Source organism: Gluconobacter sp. (assembly GCF_047723935.1).
Classification (GTDB): domain Bacteria; phylum Pseudomonadota; class Alphaproteobacteria; order Acetobacterales; family Acetobacteraceae; genus Gluconobacter.
The window spans coordinates 322,431-342,248 of the sequence record NZ_JBDOBO010000001.1 but is presented as its reverse complement, the minus strand read 5'-3'; the positions used below and the strand labels follow the sequence as shown (position 1 = coordinate 342,248).

General features: G+C 56.8%; 20 protein-coding genes. 8 read left to right on the top strand and 12 right to left on the bottom strand.

The features are described 5' to 3' along the window. Positions 1–42 precede the first annotated feature (42 nt). The 3 genes from ABF979_RS01575 to aroB all read right to left on the bottom strand — a co-directional run bounded on the left by ABF979_RS01575 (position 43) and on the right by aroB (position 3,894). Positions 43–606 (bottom strand): GtrA family protein, encoded by a 564-nt coding sequence (locus ABF979_RS01575; protein WP_415557454.1) that lies wholly within the window; start codon positions 604–606, stop codon positions 43–45. Between the two features lie 146 nt (positions 607–752). Beyond that, positions 753–1,892, bottom strand: coding sequence for an OmpA family protein (locus ABF979_RS01570; protein WP_202206451.1), 1,140 nt, complete (start codon positions 1,890–1,892; stop codon positions 753–755). A 319-nt stretch (positions 1,893–2,211) separates the two neighbouring features. Further along, on the bottom strand, positions 2,212–3,894 hold the full coding sequence (aroB, locus tag ABF979_RS01565) for a 3-dehydroquinate synthase (protein WP_415557453.1): 1,683 nt from the start codon (positions 3,892–3,894) through the stop codon (positions 2,212–2,214). Between the two features lie 62 nt (positions 3,895–3,956). Here aroB and ABF979_RS01560 point away from each other — a divergent pair, with 62 nt between their 5' ends. Genes ABF979_RS01560 through ABF979_RS01550 form a run of 3 tightly spaced genes read left to right on the top strand, consistent with a single transcriptional unit; the run spans position 3,957 to position 6,307 of the window. Beyond that, entirely contained in the window at positions 3,957–4,346 is a 390-nt protein-coding gene (locus ABF979_RS01560) for a hypothetical protein (protein ID WP_415557452.1), read from the top strand. A gap of 17 nt (positions 4,347–4,363) precedes the next feature. Continuing rightward, a complete protein-coding gene (locus ABF979_RS01555) occupies positions 4,364–5,272 on the top strand; it encodes a tyrosine recombinase (protein WP_415557451.1) in 909 nt (302 codons plus the stop codon). A gap of 60 nt (positions 5,273–5,332) precedes the next feature. Continuing rightward, positions 5,333–6,307: an acetyl-CoA carboxylase carboxyltransferase subunit alpha gene (locus ABF979_RS01550; RefSeq protein ID WP_202206454.1), complete on the top strand. Its 975-nt coding sequence runs from the start codon at positions 5,333–5,335 to the stop codon at positions 6,305–6,307. A 44-nt stretch (positions 6,308–6,351) separates the two neighbouring features. Here ABF979_RS01550 and ABF979_RS01545 read toward each other — a convergent pair whose 3' ends face one another. Continuing rightward, complete coding sequence (locus ABF979_RS01545; protein WP_415557541.1) at positions 6,352–7,116, bottom strand: competence/damage-inducible protein A; 765 nt, start codon at positions 7,114–7,116, stop codon at positions 6,352–6,354. A gap of 100 nt (positions 7,117–7,216) precedes the next feature. Here ABF979_RS01545 and ABF979_RS01540 point away from each other — a divergent pair, with 100 nt between their 5' ends. Further along, positions 7,217–8,110 carry an SMP-30/gluconolactonase/LRE family protein gene (locus ABF979_RS01540; protein WP_415557450.1) on the top strand — a complete coding sequence of 298 codons (894 nt, stop codon included), beginning with the start codon at positions 7,217–7,219 and terminating at the stop codon, positions 8,108–8,110. 42 nt (positions 8,111–8,152) lie between these two features. Here ABF979_RS01540 and ABF979_RS01535 read toward each other — a convergent pair whose 3' ends face one another. Together ABF979_RS01535 and ABF979_RS01530 are read right to left on the bottom strand one after the other, a co-directional pair. After that, positions 8,153–9,166: a bifunctional GNAT family N-acetyltransferase/(deoxy)nucleoside triphosphate pyrophosphohydrolase gene (locus tag ABF979_RS01535; protein ID WP_415557449.1), complete on the bottom strand. Its 1,014-nt coding sequence runs from the start codon at positions 9,164–9,166 to the stop codon at positions 8,153–8,155. After that, positions 9,163–10,275, bottom strand: a complete 1,113-nt coding sequence (locus ABF979_RS01530) for a Rieske 2Fe-2S domain-containing protein (protein ID WP_415557448.1) — start codon at positions 10,273–10,275, stop codon at positions 9,163–9,165. Before ABF979_RS01530 ends, ABF979_RS01535 begins: the two co-directional genes overlap by 4 nt. A 260-nt stretch (positions 10,276–10,535) precedes the next feature. Here ABF979_RS01530 and ABF979_RS01525 point away from each other — a divergent pair, with 260 nt between their 5' ends. Continuing rightward, on the top strand, positions 10,536–12,950 hold the full coding sequence (locus tag ABF979_RS01525) for a TonB-dependent receptor (RefSeq protein WP_415557447.1): 2,415 nt from the start codon (positions 10,536–10,538) through the stop codon (positions 12,948–12,950). A 41-nt stretch (positions 12,951–12,991) separates the two neighbouring features. Here the strand turns inward: ABF979_RS01525 and bla are convergent, their stop codons facing one another. Both bla and ABF979_RS01515 read right to left on the bottom strand, forming a co-directional pair. Then, positions 12,992–13,879 (bottom strand): class A beta-lactamase, encoded by an 888-nt coding sequence (gene bla, locus ABF979_RS01520; protein ID WP_415557446.1) that lies wholly within the window; start codon positions 13,877–13,879, stop codon positions 12,992–12,994. 11 nt (positions 13,880–13,890) lie between these two features. Beyond that, positions 13,891–14,847, bottom strand: a complete 957-nt coding sequence (locus tag ABF979_RS01515) for an ATP-binding protein (RefSeq protein WP_415557445.1) — start codon at positions 14,845–14,847, stop codon at positions 13,891–13,893. A 17-nt stretch (positions 14,848–14,864) separates the two neighbouring features. Here ABF979_RS01515 and yajC point away from each other — a divergent pair, with 17 nt between their 5' ends. Next, positions 14,865–15,209, top strand: coding sequence for a preprotein translocase subunit YajC (yajC, locus tag ABF979_RS01510; RefSeq protein ID WP_086634449.1), 345 nt, complete (start codon positions 14,865–14,867; stop codon positions 15,207–15,209). Between the two features lie 79 nt (positions 15,210–15,288). On the opposite strand, the gene ABF979_RS01505 is transcribed toward yajC, so the two are convergent. Both ABF979_RS01505 and ABF979_RS01500 read right to left on the bottom strand, forming a co-directional pair. Beyond that, on the bottom strand, positions 15,289–15,897 hold the full coding sequence (locus ABF979_RS01505; protein ID WP_046899798.1) for a superoxide dismutase: 609 nt from the start codon (positions 15,895–15,897) through the stop codon (positions 15,289–15,291). Between the two features lie 71 nt (positions 15,898–15,968). Beyond that, positions 15,969–16,841 carry an NAD(P)-dependent oxidoreductase gene (locus tag ABF979_RS01500; RefSeq protein WP_415557444.1) on the bottom strand — a complete coding sequence of 291 codons (873 nt, stop codon included), beginning with the start codon at positions 16,839–16,841 and terminating at the stop codon, positions 15,969–15,971. Positions 16,842–16,920: 79 nt separating this feature from the next. On the opposite strand from ABF979_RS01500, the gene msrP reads away from it, so the two are divergent. Together msrP and msrQ are read left to right on the top strand one after the other, a co-directional pair. After that, positions 16,921–17,865 (top strand): protein-methionine-sulfoxide reductase catalytic subunit MsrP, encoded by a 945-nt coding sequence (gene msrP / locus ABF979_RS01495; protein ID WP_346005896.1) that lies wholly within the window; start codon positions 16,921–16,923, stop codon positions 17,863–17,865. After that, on the top strand, positions 17,852–18,499 hold the full coding sequence (msrQ, locus tag ABF979_RS01490; RefSeq protein WP_415557443.1) for a protein-methionine-sulfoxide reductase heme-binding subunit MsrQ: 648 nt from the start codon (positions 17,852–17,854) through the stop codon (positions 18,497–18,499). Before msrP ends, msrQ begins: the two co-directional genes overlap by 14 nt. On the opposite strand, the gene ABF979_RS01485 is transcribed toward msrQ, so the two are convergent. Both ABF979_RS01485 and ABF979_RS01480 read right to left on the bottom strand, forming a co-directional pair. Further along, on the bottom strand, positions 18,471–19,049 hold the full coding sequence (locus tag ABF979_RS01485) for a hypothetical protein (protein ID WP_415557442.1): 579 nt from the start codon (positions 19,047–19,049) through the stop codon (positions 18,471–18,473). The two genes, msrQ and ABF979_RS01485, sit on opposite strands and share 29 nt — an antisense overlap. Continuing rightward, entirely contained in the window at positions 19,046–19,651 is a 606-nt protein-coding gene (locus ABF979_RS01480; RefSeq protein ID WP_215768440.1) for an NYN domain-containing protein, read from the bottom strand. The genes ABF979_RS01485 and ABF979_RS01480 overlap by 4 nt, the downstream gene beginning before the upstream one ends. Positions 19,652–19,818 lie beyond the last annotated feature (167 nt).

Below are 19,818 nucleotides of genomic sequence, written 5' to 3'. Positions count from 1 at the left end.
CGTTACTCCTAGACCATTGTGAGCAGCTTGGAAATGTGCGCCTCAGGGCGCCTTATGCTCAAGGGTTTCCGTGCTGGGGTGTGGAATGGGCATTTGAGGCTCGGGGTCGGGAGAGGTCAGACCCGCAGCCGGGATTTCCACAGCCATTTGCATGAGTTCCATCGGGGTTTCGGGAATTTTAGCTCTGAAAACCAGCCGGCGGGAGAGGTTGAAATTGGCCATCATGCCGCAACCCGCACCAATCGCGAGCGCCGTAACAGGATGTCGGACGGTAAAGGGTACGAAGGCGTAGAGTAGGAAGACTGCTCCGCGGTTCAGAAGGAACCCGAAGGCATTCGCGATCAGGAACCGAAGCCACTGAAGGATCAGATGCTGGTTATCGGCCGCCGAGGTTCGAAACGTCCAAGCGCGGTTCAGAATCCAGTTGACGGTGGCGGCAACAAAATAGGCGGCAATGGTTGCAGCGATAAGGCCAATTTCTGGCCGCAAAGCCTCCACGCTTCCCCAGTCTACGAAGAAGCCAAACGCTCCAACGATCCCAAATCGAAGGAATTGATCAATCACTTGCGGGCGTGAACGTGGATAGAAAATTCGGGTGCGTCGCAAGTGAGCGTCTCCGGGTAAGCTATAGGTATTGCTCTAGCGTGCGCAGATTTACGGTGCAAAGGCCTTAAAACAGAAAAAGGCGCCCCGAAGGACGCCTTTTCCAGAAACCCGGAGCCCGAGGGCTCCGGCGTCTTTTTCAAACTGAATTACTTCAGGATGATTTCGACGCGACGGTTCTGCGGCTCGCGGGTGTTCGGGCCGGTCGGAACCAGTGGCTTCTGCTCACCGTAACCATGGATGTCCACAGCAGCTGCCGGAACGCCATCACGGATCAGCTCAGCCTTAACGCTCTGTGCGCGGCGGAGGGACAGACCCATGTTGTAACGCTCACCGCGCGGGCCCGGGTGGGCTGCGGAGTTATCGGTGTAGCCGTTAACTTCGATGCGCGTCGTCTGGACGTGCGTGGAAGCCTGAGCTGCCTGAGCAACGATCTCACGAGCGCGGCCCGTCAGGTCAGACTTGTCCCAGTCGAAGAACACGAGGTACGTACGAGCTGGCGTCGGAGCCGGCGGAACGATGACCGGAGCCGGCGGCGGCGGCGGCGGAGCTGTGTCGAACGCATAACGCAGACCCAGGATGAACTGGTGCGAGAAGCGCGGGTCGAAGTTTACGTTGCCCTTGTGAACGCCAGAGCCGTTGTAGGCTGTGGAGCGGTACGGGCCATCAGCAAACTGCTGACCGATGAAGCGGTATTCGGTCGTGACAGCAAGACCCGGAACGCCCGGAATGTCGTAAGCTGCACCGACGATACCCTGGTACGCGAAGCTGCCCTGCGTGCCACCGATACGGTTGACGGAACCATTCGCATAGTTCGTCGTGATCGGGTTGTAGTGCTGCCACAGGTAGCCAGCGCCAACACCAACGAACGGCGTGACAGGAACGTTCAGGCCGAAGTGGGCCAGATCGATGTCATACAGGACGTTGACGAAACCGCCATAAGCCTGGTCAGAACCGTTCGTGGAACCGTGAACGGCCGTCGGCGTGCGGTGGTTGATCTGGGAGTAGTTGTACACACCCTCCACTTCAACGCGCAGACCGTTGCCGAAGCCCCAGCCGAACGAACCGAAGCCCGTGAAGCCGTCCTTGTGGCGGAGGCGTGAGCTGCTAGCGTTGTTGCTAGACGTGCCGTCAGCCTGCGTGGTTGGTGAGAAGCGGCCGTGCTGCTGCTGAACCAGGTTGTAACCACCGCCGATGTTGACGTACGGGCCGGTGATCGTGCTGGCCATGGCAAGCGACGGTGCGGCGACCATCGACGTCATGGCAAGGAGTGCCGTGCGGAGACGCATGTTTTCGTCCTCTTAGTGACTAACGTTTCGAGCCGTTGGAAAAACTGCTTCAACCAACGGACCCAGCGCGATGCATAAGCGCATATAGATCGGGGAGTTCCCTAGGACAAAGCCAGACAGAGCCTTCCAGACCTACTCGGGTGGAAGGAGTGACAAAAAAGTCACATTTCATTCCGCCCGCTTCACGATCTACGCCTCGCGTCCCTGCTGCCATAGCTGAACACTTGCAGGGACGCCAGCGTCTTCCGGGAATTTGTGCTGCTCAAATGCAGTTAAAAAACAAAAAGTTAGGCTAAACCATAAAGGACTGTAACGGTCCTTATGCTGTGCAGCCTTCATTTATCAGTAAGTTACGGACGGTATCCATTGGAACGTCACGACTTGTGAATGCTTTGCCAATACCGTGCAGAAGAACAAAGGAAATTTTCCCGTCTTGCATCTTCTTGTCCCGAGTCATGTGATCGAGAAGTACCTGCGCTGAGAACGGAATATCAAACCAGTCAAAGCTGACTGGCATGCCGAGGGTGCGTAAATGTTCGTCCAGGCGGGAAAGGTCTTCCTCTGGCGCATATCCGAGCTGAACGGAAAGAGCCATTGCGAGGTGCAAACCTATTGAAACTCCTTCGCCATGCAGAAGACGCCCGTCATAACCGAGCTCTGCCTCAAGGGCGTGACCAAAGGTGTGACCAAGGTTTAGCAGGGCGCGACCATTCAGTTTCGCCTGCTCACGTTCATCAGCGGCGACAATAGCGGCCTTGAAAGTACAGGCACGTTGAACCGCTTCCGCAAGAGCTGCCGGGTCTCCGTCAAGAACAGATCGTCCATTGGTTTCACACCATGCGAAAAGATCCGGGTCTGCGATCAGGCCTGACTTCACAATTTCGGCATAACCCGCAACTCGCTGTCTGCGTGGTAGAGTCGCGAGTGCAGAGTTGTCTGCGAGAACGATGACGGGCTGATGGAATGCGCCGATCAGATTCTTGCCGGAGGGTGAATTGATACCGGTTTTTCCGCCGACGGAACTATCCACTTGCGCGAGAAGAGTCGTGGGAATCTGGATGAAGGGAATCCCGCGTAAAGCTGTCGCGGCTACGAAACCGGCCAGATCACCGACGACGCCGCCACCAAGGGCGACGATTGTCGTGCCGCGTTCGATTCCCAGCGACAGGAGGCGCGTCATGACCTCGCCGTAGCAGTGCAGGGATTTGCTCTCCTCGCCTCCTGCCACAGAGATGACGTCTGCCTGGATGCCTGTCTCCTGGAAGGACAGAAGCAGGCGGGAGAGGTGGAGAGTGGCAACGGTGTCGTCCGTGATGACGACAACCCTCTTCTGGCGCAGGTATGGAGCAACCCAAGCTCCTGCCCGCGAAATCAGGTCCGGCCCGACCAGAACATCGTAGCTGTGCTGTGCAAGAGCTACAGGCACTTTTTGGGGATGTTGGTATTCTGCGAGGGTTTCACGGACGCGCTGCACGCCTTGCTCCACGGTTTCGTCTCCGCAATCAATAATGATGTCTGCTTCCGCATAGACAGGGTAACGAACGCCCACCAGTCGGGTCATGACCTCTTCCGGGCTGCCTTGAGCGAGCAGAGGTCTGCCGCCGCGGCCCTGAACGCGTCTGAGCAGAACGTGCACAGGCGCGCGAAGCCAGATCGACACGGCATGCTGACGAACGAGATGGCGCGTCTGGGCGTCCATCCATGCTCCGCCACCCGTGGCGAGAATGCAGGGCGGGCCTTTGATCAGGCGTTCGATGACCCGGCGTTCGCCCGCACGGAAATAAGCTTCTCCGTGACGGGAGAAAATTTCCGGAATCGTGCAGCCTGCGGCGCGTTCAATTTCTGCATCCGCATCGACGAAGGGCAGGCGGTAGAGCTGCGCCAGACGGCGGCCTACGGTGGTTTTTCCAGCTCCCATCATGCCAACCAGAACAACAGTGCAGGTCGGGACGGGAAGAGATACCGCCGGATCGGCGGAAAGTGAGGGTGGCAGAGGTGACATGCTCTGCTACCTATCATAGGAGAGGGCATCACGTCCTGCCCGCACTTTGAGACCTGAACATAATGGCACAATCTGATCGTTCATCTTCCCGTTTGCCCATGATTGCTGGAGTTGGTGCTCTGGTTCTGGTGGTGGTTCTGGGCGGACTTTTCCTGCGTCTGGGGATGGGGGTTGTCCCGCCTGAGCAGACACAGGTTCACAAAGAGCTGCCAGGGGCGATGTTCGCCACATCCGGTTCTGCTGCTGCGGCTCTTCCGGCGATGCCGCCGGTTCCGACAGCTCCGGGCGCAGGAACTGCTCAGCCTGTTCCGGCTCCGGTTGCTGCGGCACCCGTGGCTCCAGCCGCTCCCGCTCTGACGCCATCCACGCCGCTGCCCACAATGCCTGCACCTAAGCCTGCTCCTCTGCAGGGGGCTGCTGTTCCGGCGCCTGCTGGCGTTCCCGCGCACTGATCAGGTTGGCCTGACGCATGTCAGAGGTGGCTGATCGGCATGTCGAGGCATTTCTTGAAATGCTTGCGGCAGAACGGGGCGCAGCTCTGAAAACGCGTCAGGCCTATGCCTCTGACCTCGCGGATTTTTCCCGTCATTGTGCTCCAACGTCTTTGGCACAGGCGACGGGAGAGCAGGTCAGGAGTTATCTGACATCACTGTCACAGGCTGGGATGGCTGCCCGTACGGCAGCGCGCAGACTGTCCTGTCTCAAGCAATTTTATCGATTCCTGATGTTGGAATCGATTCGGACCGATGATCCAACGGATCGCCAGCAGGCTCCGAAAGTCAGTTCCTCGCTTCCTCGTCCTCTGGATGAGAAAGAAATTCGACTGCTTCTGGAAGAAGGCACCAGAAGGCACGACAGTGAACGGCGTGATCTGCTGTCCCGTGCTGCTCTGGAACTTCTTTACACTACAGGCCTCCGAATTTCAGAACTCCTGTCTTTGCCCGCGACATGTGTGAAGGCAAAGGGTGAAATGCTTCTCGTGAGAGGCAAAGGCGGCCGTGAGCGGTTGGTTCCTCTGTCTCGCAGTGCGCGGCAGGCTGCTGAAGCTCTGGTTCACTATGACCGGGACTTGGGAAGCCCGTATCTTTTCCCAGGCAGAAATCCTGACAAGCCACTGACCCGGCAGGGGTTCGACAAAATTCTGCTGGCCTGCGCGCTAAAGGCGGGAATTGACCCTGAACGTGTGAGCCCGCATGTGCTCAGACACTCCTTTGCCAGCCACCTTCTGGCCCATGGCGCGGATCTAAGGGCGCTTCAGATGCTGCTGGGGCATGCGGATATCGCGACGACCCAGATTTACACACAGGTCATGGCGGAACGTCTGAGGCAGCTCGTGACGGCGCATCATCCACTGGCGAAAACCCGGCCTGAAGACTGATCTGCCCCGTAAAGATCCGGGGGGCTGTTTCCGGATGCGTTGCCGTGCTATCCGGCAGCCATGCGCCAATTCCTAGATTTCGAGAAGTCGGTCGCCGAACTCGAGACCAAAATCGACGAACTCCGCCAGATGGGCAGCCAGGAGAAGGACTCCGGCACCAGCGGCATCAACATCGATGACGAGGTTGCCCGTCTTTCTGACAAGGCGGACAAACAGCTTCGTGCAACCTATGCAAAGCTTACGCCATTGCAGAAGGTGCAGGTTGCCCGTCACGCCCAGCGCCCTAAGGCTCTGGACTATGTTCGTCTCCTGACAACAGACTTTACGCCGCTGGCCGGAGATCGTGCTTTCGGAGACGACAAGGCCATGATTGGTGGTCTTGCCCGATTCCGTGGTGAGCCGGTTGTCGTGGTTGGGACGGAGCGTGGTCACGACACGGAAACGCGTCTGCTTCATAATTTTGGCATGGCCCGCCCGGAAGGATATCGGAAGGCACAGCGCCTTGTGGAAATGGCCGGCCGTTTCGGGCTGCCGATTCTGAGCTTCATCGATACAGCTGGAGCGTGGCCGGGTATCGACGCCGAAGCGCGCGGCCAGGCCGAGGCTATCGCGCGCTCAATCGATATCTGCCTCAAGGCTCCTGTCCCTCTGATCGCAACCGTGATTGGTGAGGGTGGTTCCGGTGGTGCGATTGCTATCGGCGCGGGTGATCGTGTGCTGATGCTTGAGAACTCGATCTATTCCGTTATTTCGCCTGAGGCCGCAGCGTCCATTCTCTGGCGTGATCCGAAGCTCGCTCCGGCTGCTGCTGAAGCCCTGAAGCTGACAGCGCAGGATCTTCTGGGGCTTGGTCTGATTGACCGGATCATTCCTGAACCCATCGGTGGGGCGCAGCGCCTTCCGGATGACGCCGTGCACGCGGTGGGTAATGTGATTGCCGAAGAGCTGCTGGAACTCCAGAAGCTGACAGGTCCGGCTCTCGTTCAGAAGCGGCGGGACAAGTTCCTGGCTATGACCCGAGGGTCTTTGAACTGATACGAAAAACCGCTGCCCTTCGGAGCAGCGGTTTTTTTTGGTCTTTACGCCTTGTGAGGCGGATCTCCGCTGATCGGATCGCGCCCATGCGCCATGATCAGATCATGCAGGAGAGAGCCCGCATTCTTAACTGCTGACGCATCGTATCCTTTGGCGACCAGAGCTGTCCCCGTCGTGCCGTTCGTCAGGCCGTACGGATATGACCCAAGATCAATTTTCGGGAACTGTTCCTGCAAATGACGCAAATCGTCCGCAAAGTCCCCCTCCTTCAATCCCGCCGCATGCCAGCTTACGGACGTCAGGGGTGGGCCTTTTTCCATCTTGGGAACCAACGATTCTACCATAGAAGCGAAAATGGACGGGACTCCGGCCATGACGTGCACGTTGCCAATGCTGAAGCCGGGCGCCGCTGAAATAGCATTTTCAATGGGTGTTGCGCCTTCCGGGAGCATGGCCATGCGCTGGCGGGCTGCGTTGAACTTTTCTTTCCCCATGATGGCTTCAAGCTTCTGGAATGTCGGCTCGTGACGCAGCAACGGAACGCCCATGGCCTTGGCGATGCATTCAGCCGTGATGTCATCATGGGTGGGGCCGATGCCGCCGCATGTGAAGAGTATGTCGAATCGGTCTCGGCATTCTGTGACCGTTCGGACGATGTGGTCTTCGATATCCGGAATGACACGGACTTCCAGAAGCCGGATACCCTGGGCATTCAGCGCGCGCGCCAGAACCTGTGTGTTGGCATCCTGTGTGCGACCGGAAAGGATCTCGTTGCCTATGACGAGCAGGCAGGCGTTTTTTTGAAGCATGAGTCTCGTCCTGATAGTCTGTGCAGCGAACGTAGCGCGTTGTGCAGCGTTGTCGAGCAGGGTCGGACGTCTGGCCATGCCCATTTCAAACAGGACACTCATGAGCACTCTGAAGCACCATCTCCCTGAATGTATTCTCGATCTGCGTGCAACGCTGGGTGAGGGACCCGTCTGGAGTGAGGCTGAAAAGTCGCTTTATTTCGTCGATATCATTGCTGCCAAGGTCCATCGTTTCACGCCGGAAACAGGGGAGCACAAGACGTGGGATGCTCCGGACCGTCTGGGCTTTCTGCTGCCGGTTGCAAACGGAACTTTCCTTGCGGGCTTACGCGATGGCCTGCATGGCTTTGACCCTGAAAGCGGAGACTTCGAAGCTGGCCCCAGGATTGAGCCTGACATGCCAGGGAACCGTCTGAACGATGGTTGTGTGGATCCGCTGGGACGTGTGTGGTTTGGTACGATGGATGACGGGGAAGAAGAACCGACTGGCTCCATCTATCGTGTGGTTCATACGGAAGACGGTCTTGAAATCACGCACCATAACGAGGGGTATATTGTCTCGAATGGTCCGGCTGTCTCGCCATGCGGGCGTGTCCTGTATGTTTGTCATAGCCCGAAGCAGACGATTTATGCCTTCGATATTGATGAGAACGGAGATCTCTCGAACGAGCGCGTCTTTGCAACGCTGACGAAGGGTTACCCGGATGGAATCGTTACAGATAGCGAAGGCAATCTGTGGTGTGGCACCTGGGGAGGCGGTCGCGTCGCGCGTTTCCGTCCCGACGGCACAGAATTGCCATCCATTGACATGCCCGTGACGAACGTCACGAAGGTTGCGTTTGGCGGGGATGATCTCAAGACAGTCTTTGTGACGACGGCGCGCAAAGGTCTGGATGAAGATGTTCTTGCCAAGGAGCCGCAGGCCGGATCGCTGTTTGCGTTTCGCACCGACATAGCAGGCGTGCCGCAGAATCAGTTTCAGCTGAACGATTGATCAGCAACGTGCAGCCGGAATGATTGAAGCGGTTCCGGCTGTTTATCCCAGAAGTTCCTGAAGGAGTGGGATGAGTGGTAGATCCGGATCTGGCATTGGATATTTTGCCAGATCGGCTGCCTCCACCCACGCCAGCGCCTGCCCTTCCCGTGGGGCAGGAACGCCGCGCCACCGACGCACGACATAGAGCGGCATCAGAAGATGAAACGGGCCTGCATTTTCACTGACGAAGGTGAAAGGGGCGAGGCAGGCGCCTGTCAGATCGACGTCCAGCTCCTCTTTCATTTCCCGGATGAGAGCCTGTTCCGGTGTTTCGTCCCGCTCGACTTTTCCGCCCGGAAATTCCCAAAGCCCAGCCAGACGTTTCCCTTCAGGGCGGCGCGCGAGAAGAATACGTCCCTGCGCATCCAGCAAAGCTGCTGCGACGACCAGAAGAGTCCGTGGTTTGCGTATTGGTGCGGGAGCGGACAGTTGATCTTCCAGTGCAGCCGGAGAAGCCGTTTCAACTGGGGCCGGTATGTCGAGTTGAAGGAAGTTCGACCGCGTCAATTCGTGCACAATGATGGGGCATTCGGTCCCACGTGACACAAAGCGGCGGCTGGAGCGGCCGGTTTCCCGAAAGCCAAGTTTACGGAGGACGGCGGAAGACGCGGGATTATCAACCGCGACGTCTGCCGTAAGCTTCTCAAGCTTGAGCACCTGAATGGCCCATTCCGTGACACGTCGGGCCGCAGATGTTGTCATGCCCTGTCCCCATGTGGCGGGGGACGCCCAGTAACCTAGAGAAGCAGAGCGCCTGTCGTCCGACAGGACCAGCCCGACAGCTCCCAGAAGAACGCCGTCGCGCGTGATGGCAAAGTGGTGAGCGCTTCCCCGGGAACTGTCCTCCAGCGTGGAGGCAATCCATTTCTCAGCAAGGTCACGCGGGTAAGGGAAGGGAAGACGACTGAGCATGCGGACCACGCTCCAGTCGTTCACGAGGCGATGGACGGCTGGCGCGTCTTCCGGGCGAAGGGGACGTAAAAGAAAATCCCCCGCTTTCAGTTCAGGTGTCATGTCGGCCTTGTTGTATCCTGCTCCTCAGGAACACCGCAACGTGCCAACAGTCGGCGCAGCGTATTGATGACAGGGAAAACTTCCTGATTGTGGTCTCCGCCCAGTTCGTTCCAGGCAGCCTGTTCGAGCTCTACGATATCACGGTCTTCCTTAAAGATCCGTTCCGTAAAGGCGACAAGGAAGGGCCATGCCATATCCAGAATGACGCCGACTTTCGGCTTGCGCACCGAGAGGAGGCCGAAAACGCGACAGGTTTTCTCTTCTGCATCCTGCGGCACATAGACGATCCACAGATCCATGACGGGCGGTTCGTCACCCGTGGCAATCCTCAGGGTCTGGTAAGGATACTCTGTCCGGATCGTCATGACGTCGCGGTGAGCGTAGCGCTCGCTTGCGTCCCGACGTTCACCGAAGATCAGCGCTTCGCCCCAGGGTTGCTTGCCGCTTGTCCGTGCGAAGCTGTAGCGGGCCTCTACGAGGGTGGGCTCATCCTTGCCACCAAGGAAGCGGGGCTTCATCTGGCCCATCTGCTTCATGTGCATGAACTGATGGTTCATATCCATCAGGTTCTCATGCATAAAACTGTAGTGACAGGCGACTTTCTTGCCGAAACGGCGCGTCTTGTAGGCTGGGTCACGAACGGAGCCGAGTGACGGGAAGGGCGTGGTTTCTGCTTTTGCCGGATCACCTGGGAAAATGAAGATCAGGCCGCCTTCTTCCCGGCAGGGATAGGTCCGCACACCATTCGGAAGCTTGTTCTTGCCCAGATATGGGACGTCAATGCACCGACCGGAGCGGCCATAGGCCCAGCCATGATAGCAGCACTGTACCGCTTCACCACTCACACGGCCAAGGCTGAGGGGAACCTGACGGTGTGCGCAACGGTCTTCCAGAGCAAACACATTGCCGTCCAGGGGGCGGACGAGCGCAATTGGCTGGCCAGCGTAGCGTGTGCCTATGGTTTTCCCACTTTTTAGCTCATGAGACCACGCGACAGGGTACCAGTAGTCCGGGTTGGAACGGATACGACGCAGGTCCGCATTGTGTCCTTGGGGTTCTGGAGAGACGCTGCTGACAATATCAGCTTCTTCTAAGGTACTCTGCGACATGGATATCCCGATCCTGAGTAAAGACGGGCCTTCAAAAGGCATGTTTTCTAAACGAGCCTAACAGGCAAAGGGTTCTCGCAGGAAGGGGGCAGGATGTATCAAGGGAAGTCGCGTCATTTGAGCAACATGAGGCGGGAAAAGCACAGACTAGATGTCATGGAAACATCATCCCGGGGATCAGAGGCTTTGCCTATGAGTATTGCTTGGCTAGGACACCGCTTCCTTTCTTCTTACCCTTAGTTCCCGGAGTATTGGCCTCAGTGCGCACGAAACCCCTGCTTCTGTCTTCCATTGCACTGTTGGCTATTCAATCGCAGGCACATGCTGCTGAGACGACAAAGCAGGTTGCGCCGGGTCATCGGCATGCGCCATCCCGTCATGGCGTGACGACACCGGTAGCACCCTCGAAGGTGCCTGCTCAGAAAACAGCTGTTCCAGCGAAGCACCCACAGCGGACAAATCTGGAATCCCGGTCGACAGAAAGCGTTTCGGTCACGGCGCGCCAGTTGACCGGTCGCGATGCGGAACAGGCTGTTTCGAAAGCCGTCATGCGGCAGTTTGTGCCGGGAACCAGCCCTTACCGCATGCTGGACCGGATGCCGGGGGTCAGCTTCACCTCCACGGATCCATTCGGAATCGACAGCTTTGGTGCCAATCTTTACGTCCGCGGGTTCTTCATGAATCAGATGGGTGTGACGGTTGATGGCGTGCCTCTGAACGATCAGACCTATCAGTCTGTGAGTGGCATGAGCCTCGCTTCTGCCATCATTCCTGACGATATCCAGTCCATGCGGATGTCTCAGGGGGCCGGATCCGTCGAACTACCATCCACAAACACGCTGGGTGGAACAATCCAGATCGGGTCGTCTGATCCGAACGACAAGCGTGGCGGCAAGGTCAGCCAGTCTTTTGGCAGCTATAATTCTTATCGCACCTATGTTCGGCTGGATTCCGGCAAGCTGAACAGCTCTGGTACGAAGTTCTACACGTCTTATGCCCGTACCGACGAGGGCATGTGGATGGGGAGTGGTGACCAGTTCATGCAGCAGGTTGATGCCAAGCTTGTGCAGCCCATCGGGCAGCGCAGCCGCATGTCTGCGTTTTTTAACTGGTCCAGCCTTGCTCAGTGGAACTACCCGGATACGTCCGTCGGGATTTTGAAGAATCTTGGATGGCGGACGCCGCATCTCTATCCGAATTATGGTCTGGCTTACGGCATCGCAAAAGGTACCGCAGCGCTTCCGGCTGGGTATGGTGGCGTGCCGGGTATCGATGGCTCCGAGATCGCTATGTATGACGGCGGTCAGGCTGAAACCAACTACATGGGTGGCCTGCACTTCGATCTGGCTCTTACGGATAATCTGACCTGGAACACAACGGTCTACGGTCACAGCCAGACCGGCTATTACAGCTACACGGACTCCGAAGACCCATCCCCGAACGGTGCGCCATTCTCAGAAGAAGTCTGGCAGAACCGTCAGGAACGCTACGGTCTTGATACGAGCCTTCGCTACAAGTGGGGACGCCACACGATCGAGGGCGGTGTCTGGTACGAGAACAACAACCAGCAGGCTGGCCTGTTCAATTACCAGCAGCCATTGCTGGGTGAGGGCGCGCCGCTCAAAGCTGTTGGTCCGTATGATGTTTACGGTCGTGCTTTTCTACAGGGTTACAATTTCGACTGGACGACGAATGTCATGCAGTTTCACCTTCAGGACAGCATCCGCCTGACCGAAGGTTTGACGCTGCATGCCGGATTTAAATCCATGGTGGCAACTACAGCGGGCGGTGCAAACTATAACAACGCGGATTGGACCGGCTCTGATGAGTTGCCGAATGGCTCGCTAACGGCTTCTCAGGCCTTCCTGCCGCATCTTAATCTGGACTGGCACATCAACAACCACCATGAGCTGTATGTGGATGTGGCCGAGAATATGCGCGCCTACGAAGTCTCGGCCTATGGCGTGGCGAACTCGGTTTATTCGGTTGAAGATCAGACGACCTTTCAGGCGCAAAAGAAGTCTCTCGAGCCGTCCAAAGCCTGGGTCTATCTGGGTGGATACCGCTACACGTCCAAGTATCTTCAGGCGAATGCGACCGTTTATCATGCCAGCCTGATCCATCCGATCCTTGCAGCGGCTGTTGGGTCCCTGACCAATCCGGTGTCTCAGGTGATCGACTTCGGTCATATTTCCATGACGGGTGCCAATGGCGATATCACGTTGACGCCGATCGAAGGCCTGAGCATCAGCAACAACCTGAGCTACAACAAGGGTACCTACGACCGGGACGTCGATACGGCGGGTGGTTTCTATGCGCTGGCGGGCAAGAACATTGTCAATTACCCGGCCTGGATGTACAAAACGTCCGTGTCCTACACCTGGAAGGGTGCGACGGCGCACTTCGACGCCAACTACTATAGCCGCCGCTACTACAGCTTCATGAACGATACGTCCGTTGGTGGATACTGGTTGGCGAATGCCGGTATGCAGTACCGTTTCGGCAAGCTGAGTGTGCTGAAAGACGTCACGGCGAGCTTCAACGTCTATAATCTGTTCAACACGAAATATATCGCCATGATGGGCCAGAACGATAATCCTGCGACAGGCGATTATCAGTCTATGGAACGCGGCGCAGTTCGTGAGTTCTTTGGAACAGTCAGCGCATCGTTCTAAGTATGTTCAGAGGCTGGGAGACACAGGTCTCCCAGCTTTTTTTAATGCCGCTGTAGCCAGTTGGGGTCTGTTGCACGATGAGCGATATCGGCAAACCAGCCCTCTTTCTCTGATTGAGGAATGGAATATCCTGCTGCATAGGCGGCTACGAGAACGGGCTTGCCTGTAGGGGGAAGCAGGATCGCTACATCTCCGGACGCTGCCCGTTCCACGGCTGGATTGTAGCCGGGTTTCACAGTCCATGTTCCGGTCTTGTGACCGATGCGCCATCCTTCTCTCAATCCGGCAGGCATACGTTTTGGACCGGTTGTGGTGGCCAGGAGCCATTTGAGAAGCTGGGCCTGAGAAGCCGAACTCAGATTGTTGCCATAGAGCGTGTTCTGAAGGTTCGAGACCATGGCGCGTGGCGTGGTGGTGTCTCGCAGATCCCCCATCGGAGCACGGTTCAGCGCCGTTTCATAACGATCCACTCTTGTCACTGGGTCATGATGATCGCGCAGCCAATGTGTGAGAGCCGCCGGGCCGCCAAGCCTCTTCAGAAGGAGGTTTGCGGCGGTGCTGTCGCTTAGTGAAACTGTTGCAGCGCAAAGCTCTCCAACAGACAGGCTGGCATGAGCGGTTTTTGAAGCCGCGAGAGCATCTTTGACCGCCGGGGATGCGGAAATGAGATCCTTGCGGCTGAAGGCAATCTCTCGACCCAGGTGTTCACGGCCGTAGTCCGTTCGTGACAAGGTGGCAGCAGCCAGCAACCATTTGAATGTGGAACACATGGGCAGGTGCATGTCTGGGTTTTCACCGAGTGTTCGGTTTGTTTCCAGATCCAGTGCCCACCATCCGGATTGCTCCTGCTCGCGGGGTTCTGCTGATGCAATGTGTGGAAGCGCAGTGAACGCGCAGGTAGCTCCCGCGAGAAAAGAACGGCGCTTCATGAGTTTGAAATTCATGAGTTTGGAATACCGAGGTCTGCGCTCAGGTCATCAATGAACTGCGCCGCGACACGTCCAGAACGACTGCCACGCGTGAGAGCCCACTGAAGCGCTTTGCGACGTAGGTCTTCTGGCGAAACAGGAAGCTTGCGGGTTGCTGCATAAGTCTGAACGATATCCAGATATTCGTCCTGGCTGGCACCATACAAGCCAATCCAAAGACCAAAACGGTCTGACAGGGAGACTTTTTCTTCGATGGCTTCAGACGGATTAATGGCACTCCCGGTTTCGTTCTCGATCATGTCACGTGGCATGAGGTGACGGCGGTTCGAGGTTGCATAGACAAGAACATTGTCGGGACGTCCGCCGATACCACCATCCAGAACGGATTTGAGGGATTTGTAGTCAGCATCCTGGCTTTCGAACGACAGATCATCGCAGAACAGGATGCAGCGGCGATCGGTCGTGCGGAGAACGGCCAGAAGTTTCGGCAAGGTGGAAAGCTCATCACGCTGGATTTCGATGAGCGCGAGCGTCGGCTCTCCCTTGGCGCGCTGCTCGGCGTTCACTGTGGCAATCGCAGCCTTCACCAGCGAGGATTTGCCCATGCCGCGAGCGCCCCAGAGCATCACGTTGTTGGCCGTGAAGCCTTCCGCGAAATGACGTGTGTTCGTCATGACCTGTGAAATCTGTCGCTCAATCCCCCGAAGCAGTGAAAGGGAAACGCCGGAAACCTTCTCAACCGGAGCAAGCGTTCCCATCGCGGCCTGCCAGATAAAGGCATCATGGTGCTTCAAAATATCAGCACTTGGCGGTTTGGGGCTCATGCGTTCGAGGCTGTCTGCAATACGTTCAAGGACGTTGAGCAGGGCGTGATCGGTCATGGAATTCGCTTTGTGCCAGTGATGAAGGAAGCGCCCGTCCTTGACGGGGAAACTCCGGACGATATGGTCCCCGCACGTTTCACTCAAGACTGGACCAATATTCCATGAGCAGTCTGTTCATTTCTTCCGCACAGGCCGCCGATGGCGGCGGGCTCCTCGCGAACCCGACGGTGCTTCAGTTCGCCCCGATGATTTTCATCTTCGTTGTTTTCTACTTCCTGCTGATCCGTCCGCAGCAGCAGCGTCAGCGCAAGCTCCGTGAAGAGCAGGGTGGTCTGCGCCGTGGTGACAAGGTTGTGACGGCCGGCGGTATCGTTGGCATCGTGCAGGCAACCCGTGACGGCAGCGACGAAGTTGATGTCGAAATCGCTCAGGGTGTCCGTGTGAAGATCGTTCGCACCACGATTACGAACATCGTCTCTCGCGACAAGGCTGCAAACGACTCCTGACCGGGTCGTAGCGCGCCAAGAAAAACGCCCCGCCGGGAGACCGGTCGGGGCGTTTTCCGTTTTCAGGCTGCTGAAAAACTCAGGCAGACTTCAGTTCGGCTTCTGCGAACTCATAGTTCGCCAGCTTGTCCAGATAGTTCGTGATGTAATCCGGACGGCGGTTGCGGAAGTCGAGGTAGTAGGCGTGCTCCCAGACGTCGAGGCCGAGAAGAGCCTTGCCCTGACCTTCGGCGAGCGGGTTGGAACCGTTGGCCGTCTTCGTCACGGCAAGCTTGCCGGACTTGTCGAGAACGAGCCAGGCCCAGCCAGAACCGAACTGCGTGGTGGCAGCCTGCTTGAATGCGGTCTTGAAAGCATCCACGGAGCCAAAGTCTTCCGTGATCTTCTTTTCAAGCGATGTCGGCAGCTTGCCACCCGTCGGGGACAGGTTCTTCCAGAACAGGATATGGTTCCAGTGCTGGCCGGCATTGTTGAAAACCGGGGCAATGTCAGACTTGCCATGAGAGAACGCGATGATCTCTTCAAGGGACTTGCCAGCCAGTTCCGGTTTGCTTTCGACGAAGCCGTTCAGCGCCGTGACATAGGCCTGATGATGCTTGCCGTGGTGAAGTTCCAGGGTCTCCTGGCACATGCCAGCGCCTGCGAGCGCGTTGGCGGCGTAGGGCAGTGAGGGCAGTTCGAAGGCCATGATGTTACTCCTTGGCAAAATGAAGAAGTCACTCCCTCAGGGATGAGGGGTGACCACTGTCATAATCGATCTCATTTATGAGGCGTGTTGGCAACGCTGTGTTCCATCGCGCCGATGAGAGCTGAGTAGTCCTCGTCAGCGTGCTGGCGGTTGGAAAGGCCCAGAGCCTGATCGGCTATGGCCATGGCAGGCATGAAGGCACCCACTTTACGTCCAGCATTAATCAGAAGGCCCATATCCTTGGACATCAGGCGCGTCGGGAACTGGGATGGGAAGGACTTGTCCTGGCCCATTTTCAGTTTGCGCTTGTGATGGGGGCTGACAACGGCGACCTGCTGAAGTGTATCGAACAGGACATCGCGGTCGATACCCGCTTTCAGGCCGTAGCTCACACCTTCGGCAATGACATTGAGCGTGGCACCCATGACGCCATTCACGACGAGTTTAAGCCGAGCGGCAGAGCCAGCAGGCCCGGCGTGGATTGTCAACTTGCCAATGACATCCAGAATCGGCTTGGCGCGTTCGACAGTCTCGGCATCTCCACCAACCAGCATGACCAGGTCGCCGGTTTCGGCTTCTGGTGTACTGCCGGACATTGGGGCGTCCAGAACGACAAATCCGTTTTCTGCAGCGATCTTGGCAAGAGCCAGTGCTTGCTCCGGAGACACTGTTGACGTGTCGAGCACCAGCTTCCCTGCTGAAATGCCCGCAAGCATTCCATTTTCTCCCTGAAGGGACTGATTTTCAGCCGCATCGTTGGGAACGCAAAGGATGATGACGTCGGCAGCCTCGGCAATGGCGCGCGGGGAGGGAAGCATCTCCGTCTCGTCTTTGCCGCCGGAGGGCGCAAAGGCCACGACGGAATATCCGGCACGGCGGAGATTGGCGCCCATCCGCTGGGCCATGGCGCCGTAGCCGATAAAACCGATTTTTATATCGGGCATGCAAACAGGCTCCTTACGATGCGTTGCTTCAGTTCACGCACTATGGCTGCCAGAGTTTCATTCAGATCGGAAATTGATCATGGCGATTTTTCGCTATCCACGTCCTGCACCATCGGAGATTACCCCAAAAGAGGTTTATCTTTCTCGCCGGGGAATGCTGGGAGGGAGTGCCATGAGTCTCATGGCTGCTCTTGCCGGGACGGCTGAAGCGGACGCTCTAAAAGCACATCCTGGCCCTTATTCGGGAGGGCTAACGCCCACACCGGAAGAGTTCGTAACCGGGTACAATAATTTTTACGAATTCGGGATGGAGAAGGATGATCCTGTTTCTCATGCAGGTGATTTCCACCCACTGCCGTGGACACTCGAAATCTCAGGGATGGTGAAGAAGCCTCAACACATTGATGTTGGGGCACTGTTAAAATCCTCTGACATTGAAGAGCGCATTTACCGCATGCGCTGTGTCGAGGCGTGGTCCATGGTTATCCCGTGGGATGGCATTCCGCTGGCGAAGCTTCTAGCATTGGCTGAGCCTGACAGTAATGCTCGCTATGTCGCTTTTGAAAGTGTTGTCAGGCCCTCTGAAATGCCGGGGCAGAGCAGTGCCTTTTCAGGAATTTCGTGGCCCTATGTTGAGGGTTTGAGGCTGGATGAGGCCATGAATCCGCTCACATTGCTGGCCGTCGGTATTTATGGCGAAAGCCTGCCCAACCAGAATGGTGCTCCCATCCGGCTGGTTGTGCCGTGGAAATATGGTTTCAAGGGCATTAAATCCATCCAGCGTATCCGTCTGCTGGACCGGCAGCCTCCGACGACATGGAACCGATTGGCGCCAGACGAATATGGCTTTTACGCCAACGTCAATCCGCAGGTTGACCATCCGCGATGGAGCCAGGCTAGTGAACGTGTCATTGGCTCCAAGACTCTCTTTGGCACGAAGCGTCAGCCAACACTGATGTTCAACGGTTATGCCGAGCAGGTCGCCAGTCTCTATAAAGGCATGAACCTGCATGAAAGCTTCTAGAGTATCAGGGAAAAGCACTGCTTTTTTACGGAGATACTGGCACGTCGTGCTTTATCCCCTTGGTCTCATTCCGGCTGTCTGGCTGGTCTGGCTGGGACAAAACGGAGAGCTTGGTGCTGATCCAGTCAATGTCTTTGAGCGCAGCTTAGGTCTTTGGGCTTTCCGGTTCCTGCTGATCTGCCTTGCGCTCGCTCCGATGCAAAAAATTATCGGCATCAATCTGCTAAGGTTCAGGCGGTTAACCGGATTGTTAGCGTTTTTCTACGCTGTAATGCATCTGGCCTCTTATCTCGCGCTGGATCTTCAGTTTGATATTTCGATTTTCTGGCGAGATGTAACGCGGCGCCCATTCATCATTTTGGGAATGGTAGCGCTGGTGTTGCTTCTGCCGCTTGCCGTGACATCAAACCGCATCTCCATGCGAGGGCTCAAGCGAAACTGGAAGCGGTTGCATCGACTGGTCTATGTCGCCGCCATTCTGGCAGGCATACATTTCTTTCTCTCGTTCAAAACCCTGAACAGCACGACTGCCTTTTATCTGACGGTAATGGGGCTAGTGCTGATGACAAGAGTGCCAGCGCTTGTGAGCGCTGGCAGGCGTGTGTTTATGCACTCGGGCGCAAGGCGCTCCTGATCTGCGGAATAAGCTTTATCAAAGCATTTTTGCGCTGAGTTAGAAGATCGGGGTCGGCCTCTTCAGAGAGGGGGTGACATGCATCGGCAAGCAGGAGCCCGTCTGGCAAACGTGTAATTTCGCCGGGCCGGAAATCGAGCCGTGTCAGGGGAATGCCACAGGCTCTAAGAACGGCGATATGAGCGCTGATGCCCAGAACCAATACGAGGCGTAGTCCACTCATGTCCTGCAATTCCTCGCACAGCGCGGCACTACAGAACTCCATGTCGGTAGGGAGGGGAACCTGCTGTGGCGGGAGGTGGCAGGTAACGGACGTGATCCGCGCCTGAATGAGAAGCGGATCACGATTGTCGTCAGTGAAACAAATTCCCTGTGCTTCCAGAAACGGCACAAGGGTCTTGGTGGCTTCTTCCGGATCGAGACAGACAATCAACAGCTCAGCGGTAAGAGGCCCAAGTCCCTCCTTTGGGGACAAGAATGACTGGACCTTCGAACGAACAGGTGAGTGACCGTCTGATGGTGTTGAACCGGAAGAAGCCTGGGGCGTCATGTATCGCTGCTCTCGTCACTGTTGATGTCTGCTGGATGACGAACCGGCGGAGCCTGACGCGGTCTCGTTTCTGACTGGCGCCGTGTGAAGGACGGAGCAATGTCAGCCAACTCCACGAAGCGGTCAGCCTGTCTGCGCAGGTCATCGCCGATCATGGGCGGGGTCGAGCGCATGGAAGAAATGACAGTCACGCGTACGCCACGGTTCTGTGCAGCCTCAACAGCTCGGCGCAGATCCGAGTCGCCGCTGATGATGACGGCATGATCCAGTCTGGAGGACTGCTCAAGCAGATCTACGGTGAGTTCGACATCCATATTTCCCTTGATACGGCGTCTTCCTGAATGATCCGTAAACTCTCGGGCATTTTTCAACACAAGGTGGTAGCCGTTGTAGGCCAGCCAGTCTGTCAGGGGGCGGAGTGGAGAATAGTCGTCCGTCTCAGGCATGGCGGCATAATAGAAGGCGCGCTGAAACTGACTCTGGCTTTCAAACAGACTGCGAAGGCTACGGAAATCTACTTCAAATCCAAGGTTGCGTGCGGCGTGATGAAGGCTCGCCCCATCGATGAAGAGAGCGGTGCGTTCGTTTTGACGCAAAATCATATGATATTCCTGGTTGTAAAATGTGTTGTCTCGCCTGACAGAGACAGGCCCCAACGATAGAACATGAAACGATTCAGCCAGCGTTTAAGTTTGGTCAGGATTATGGCAGAAAAGCGGGGCTGCGTTGCATTGGCATGAACAGCATGCTAATGCCAGCCTCTTCTGTA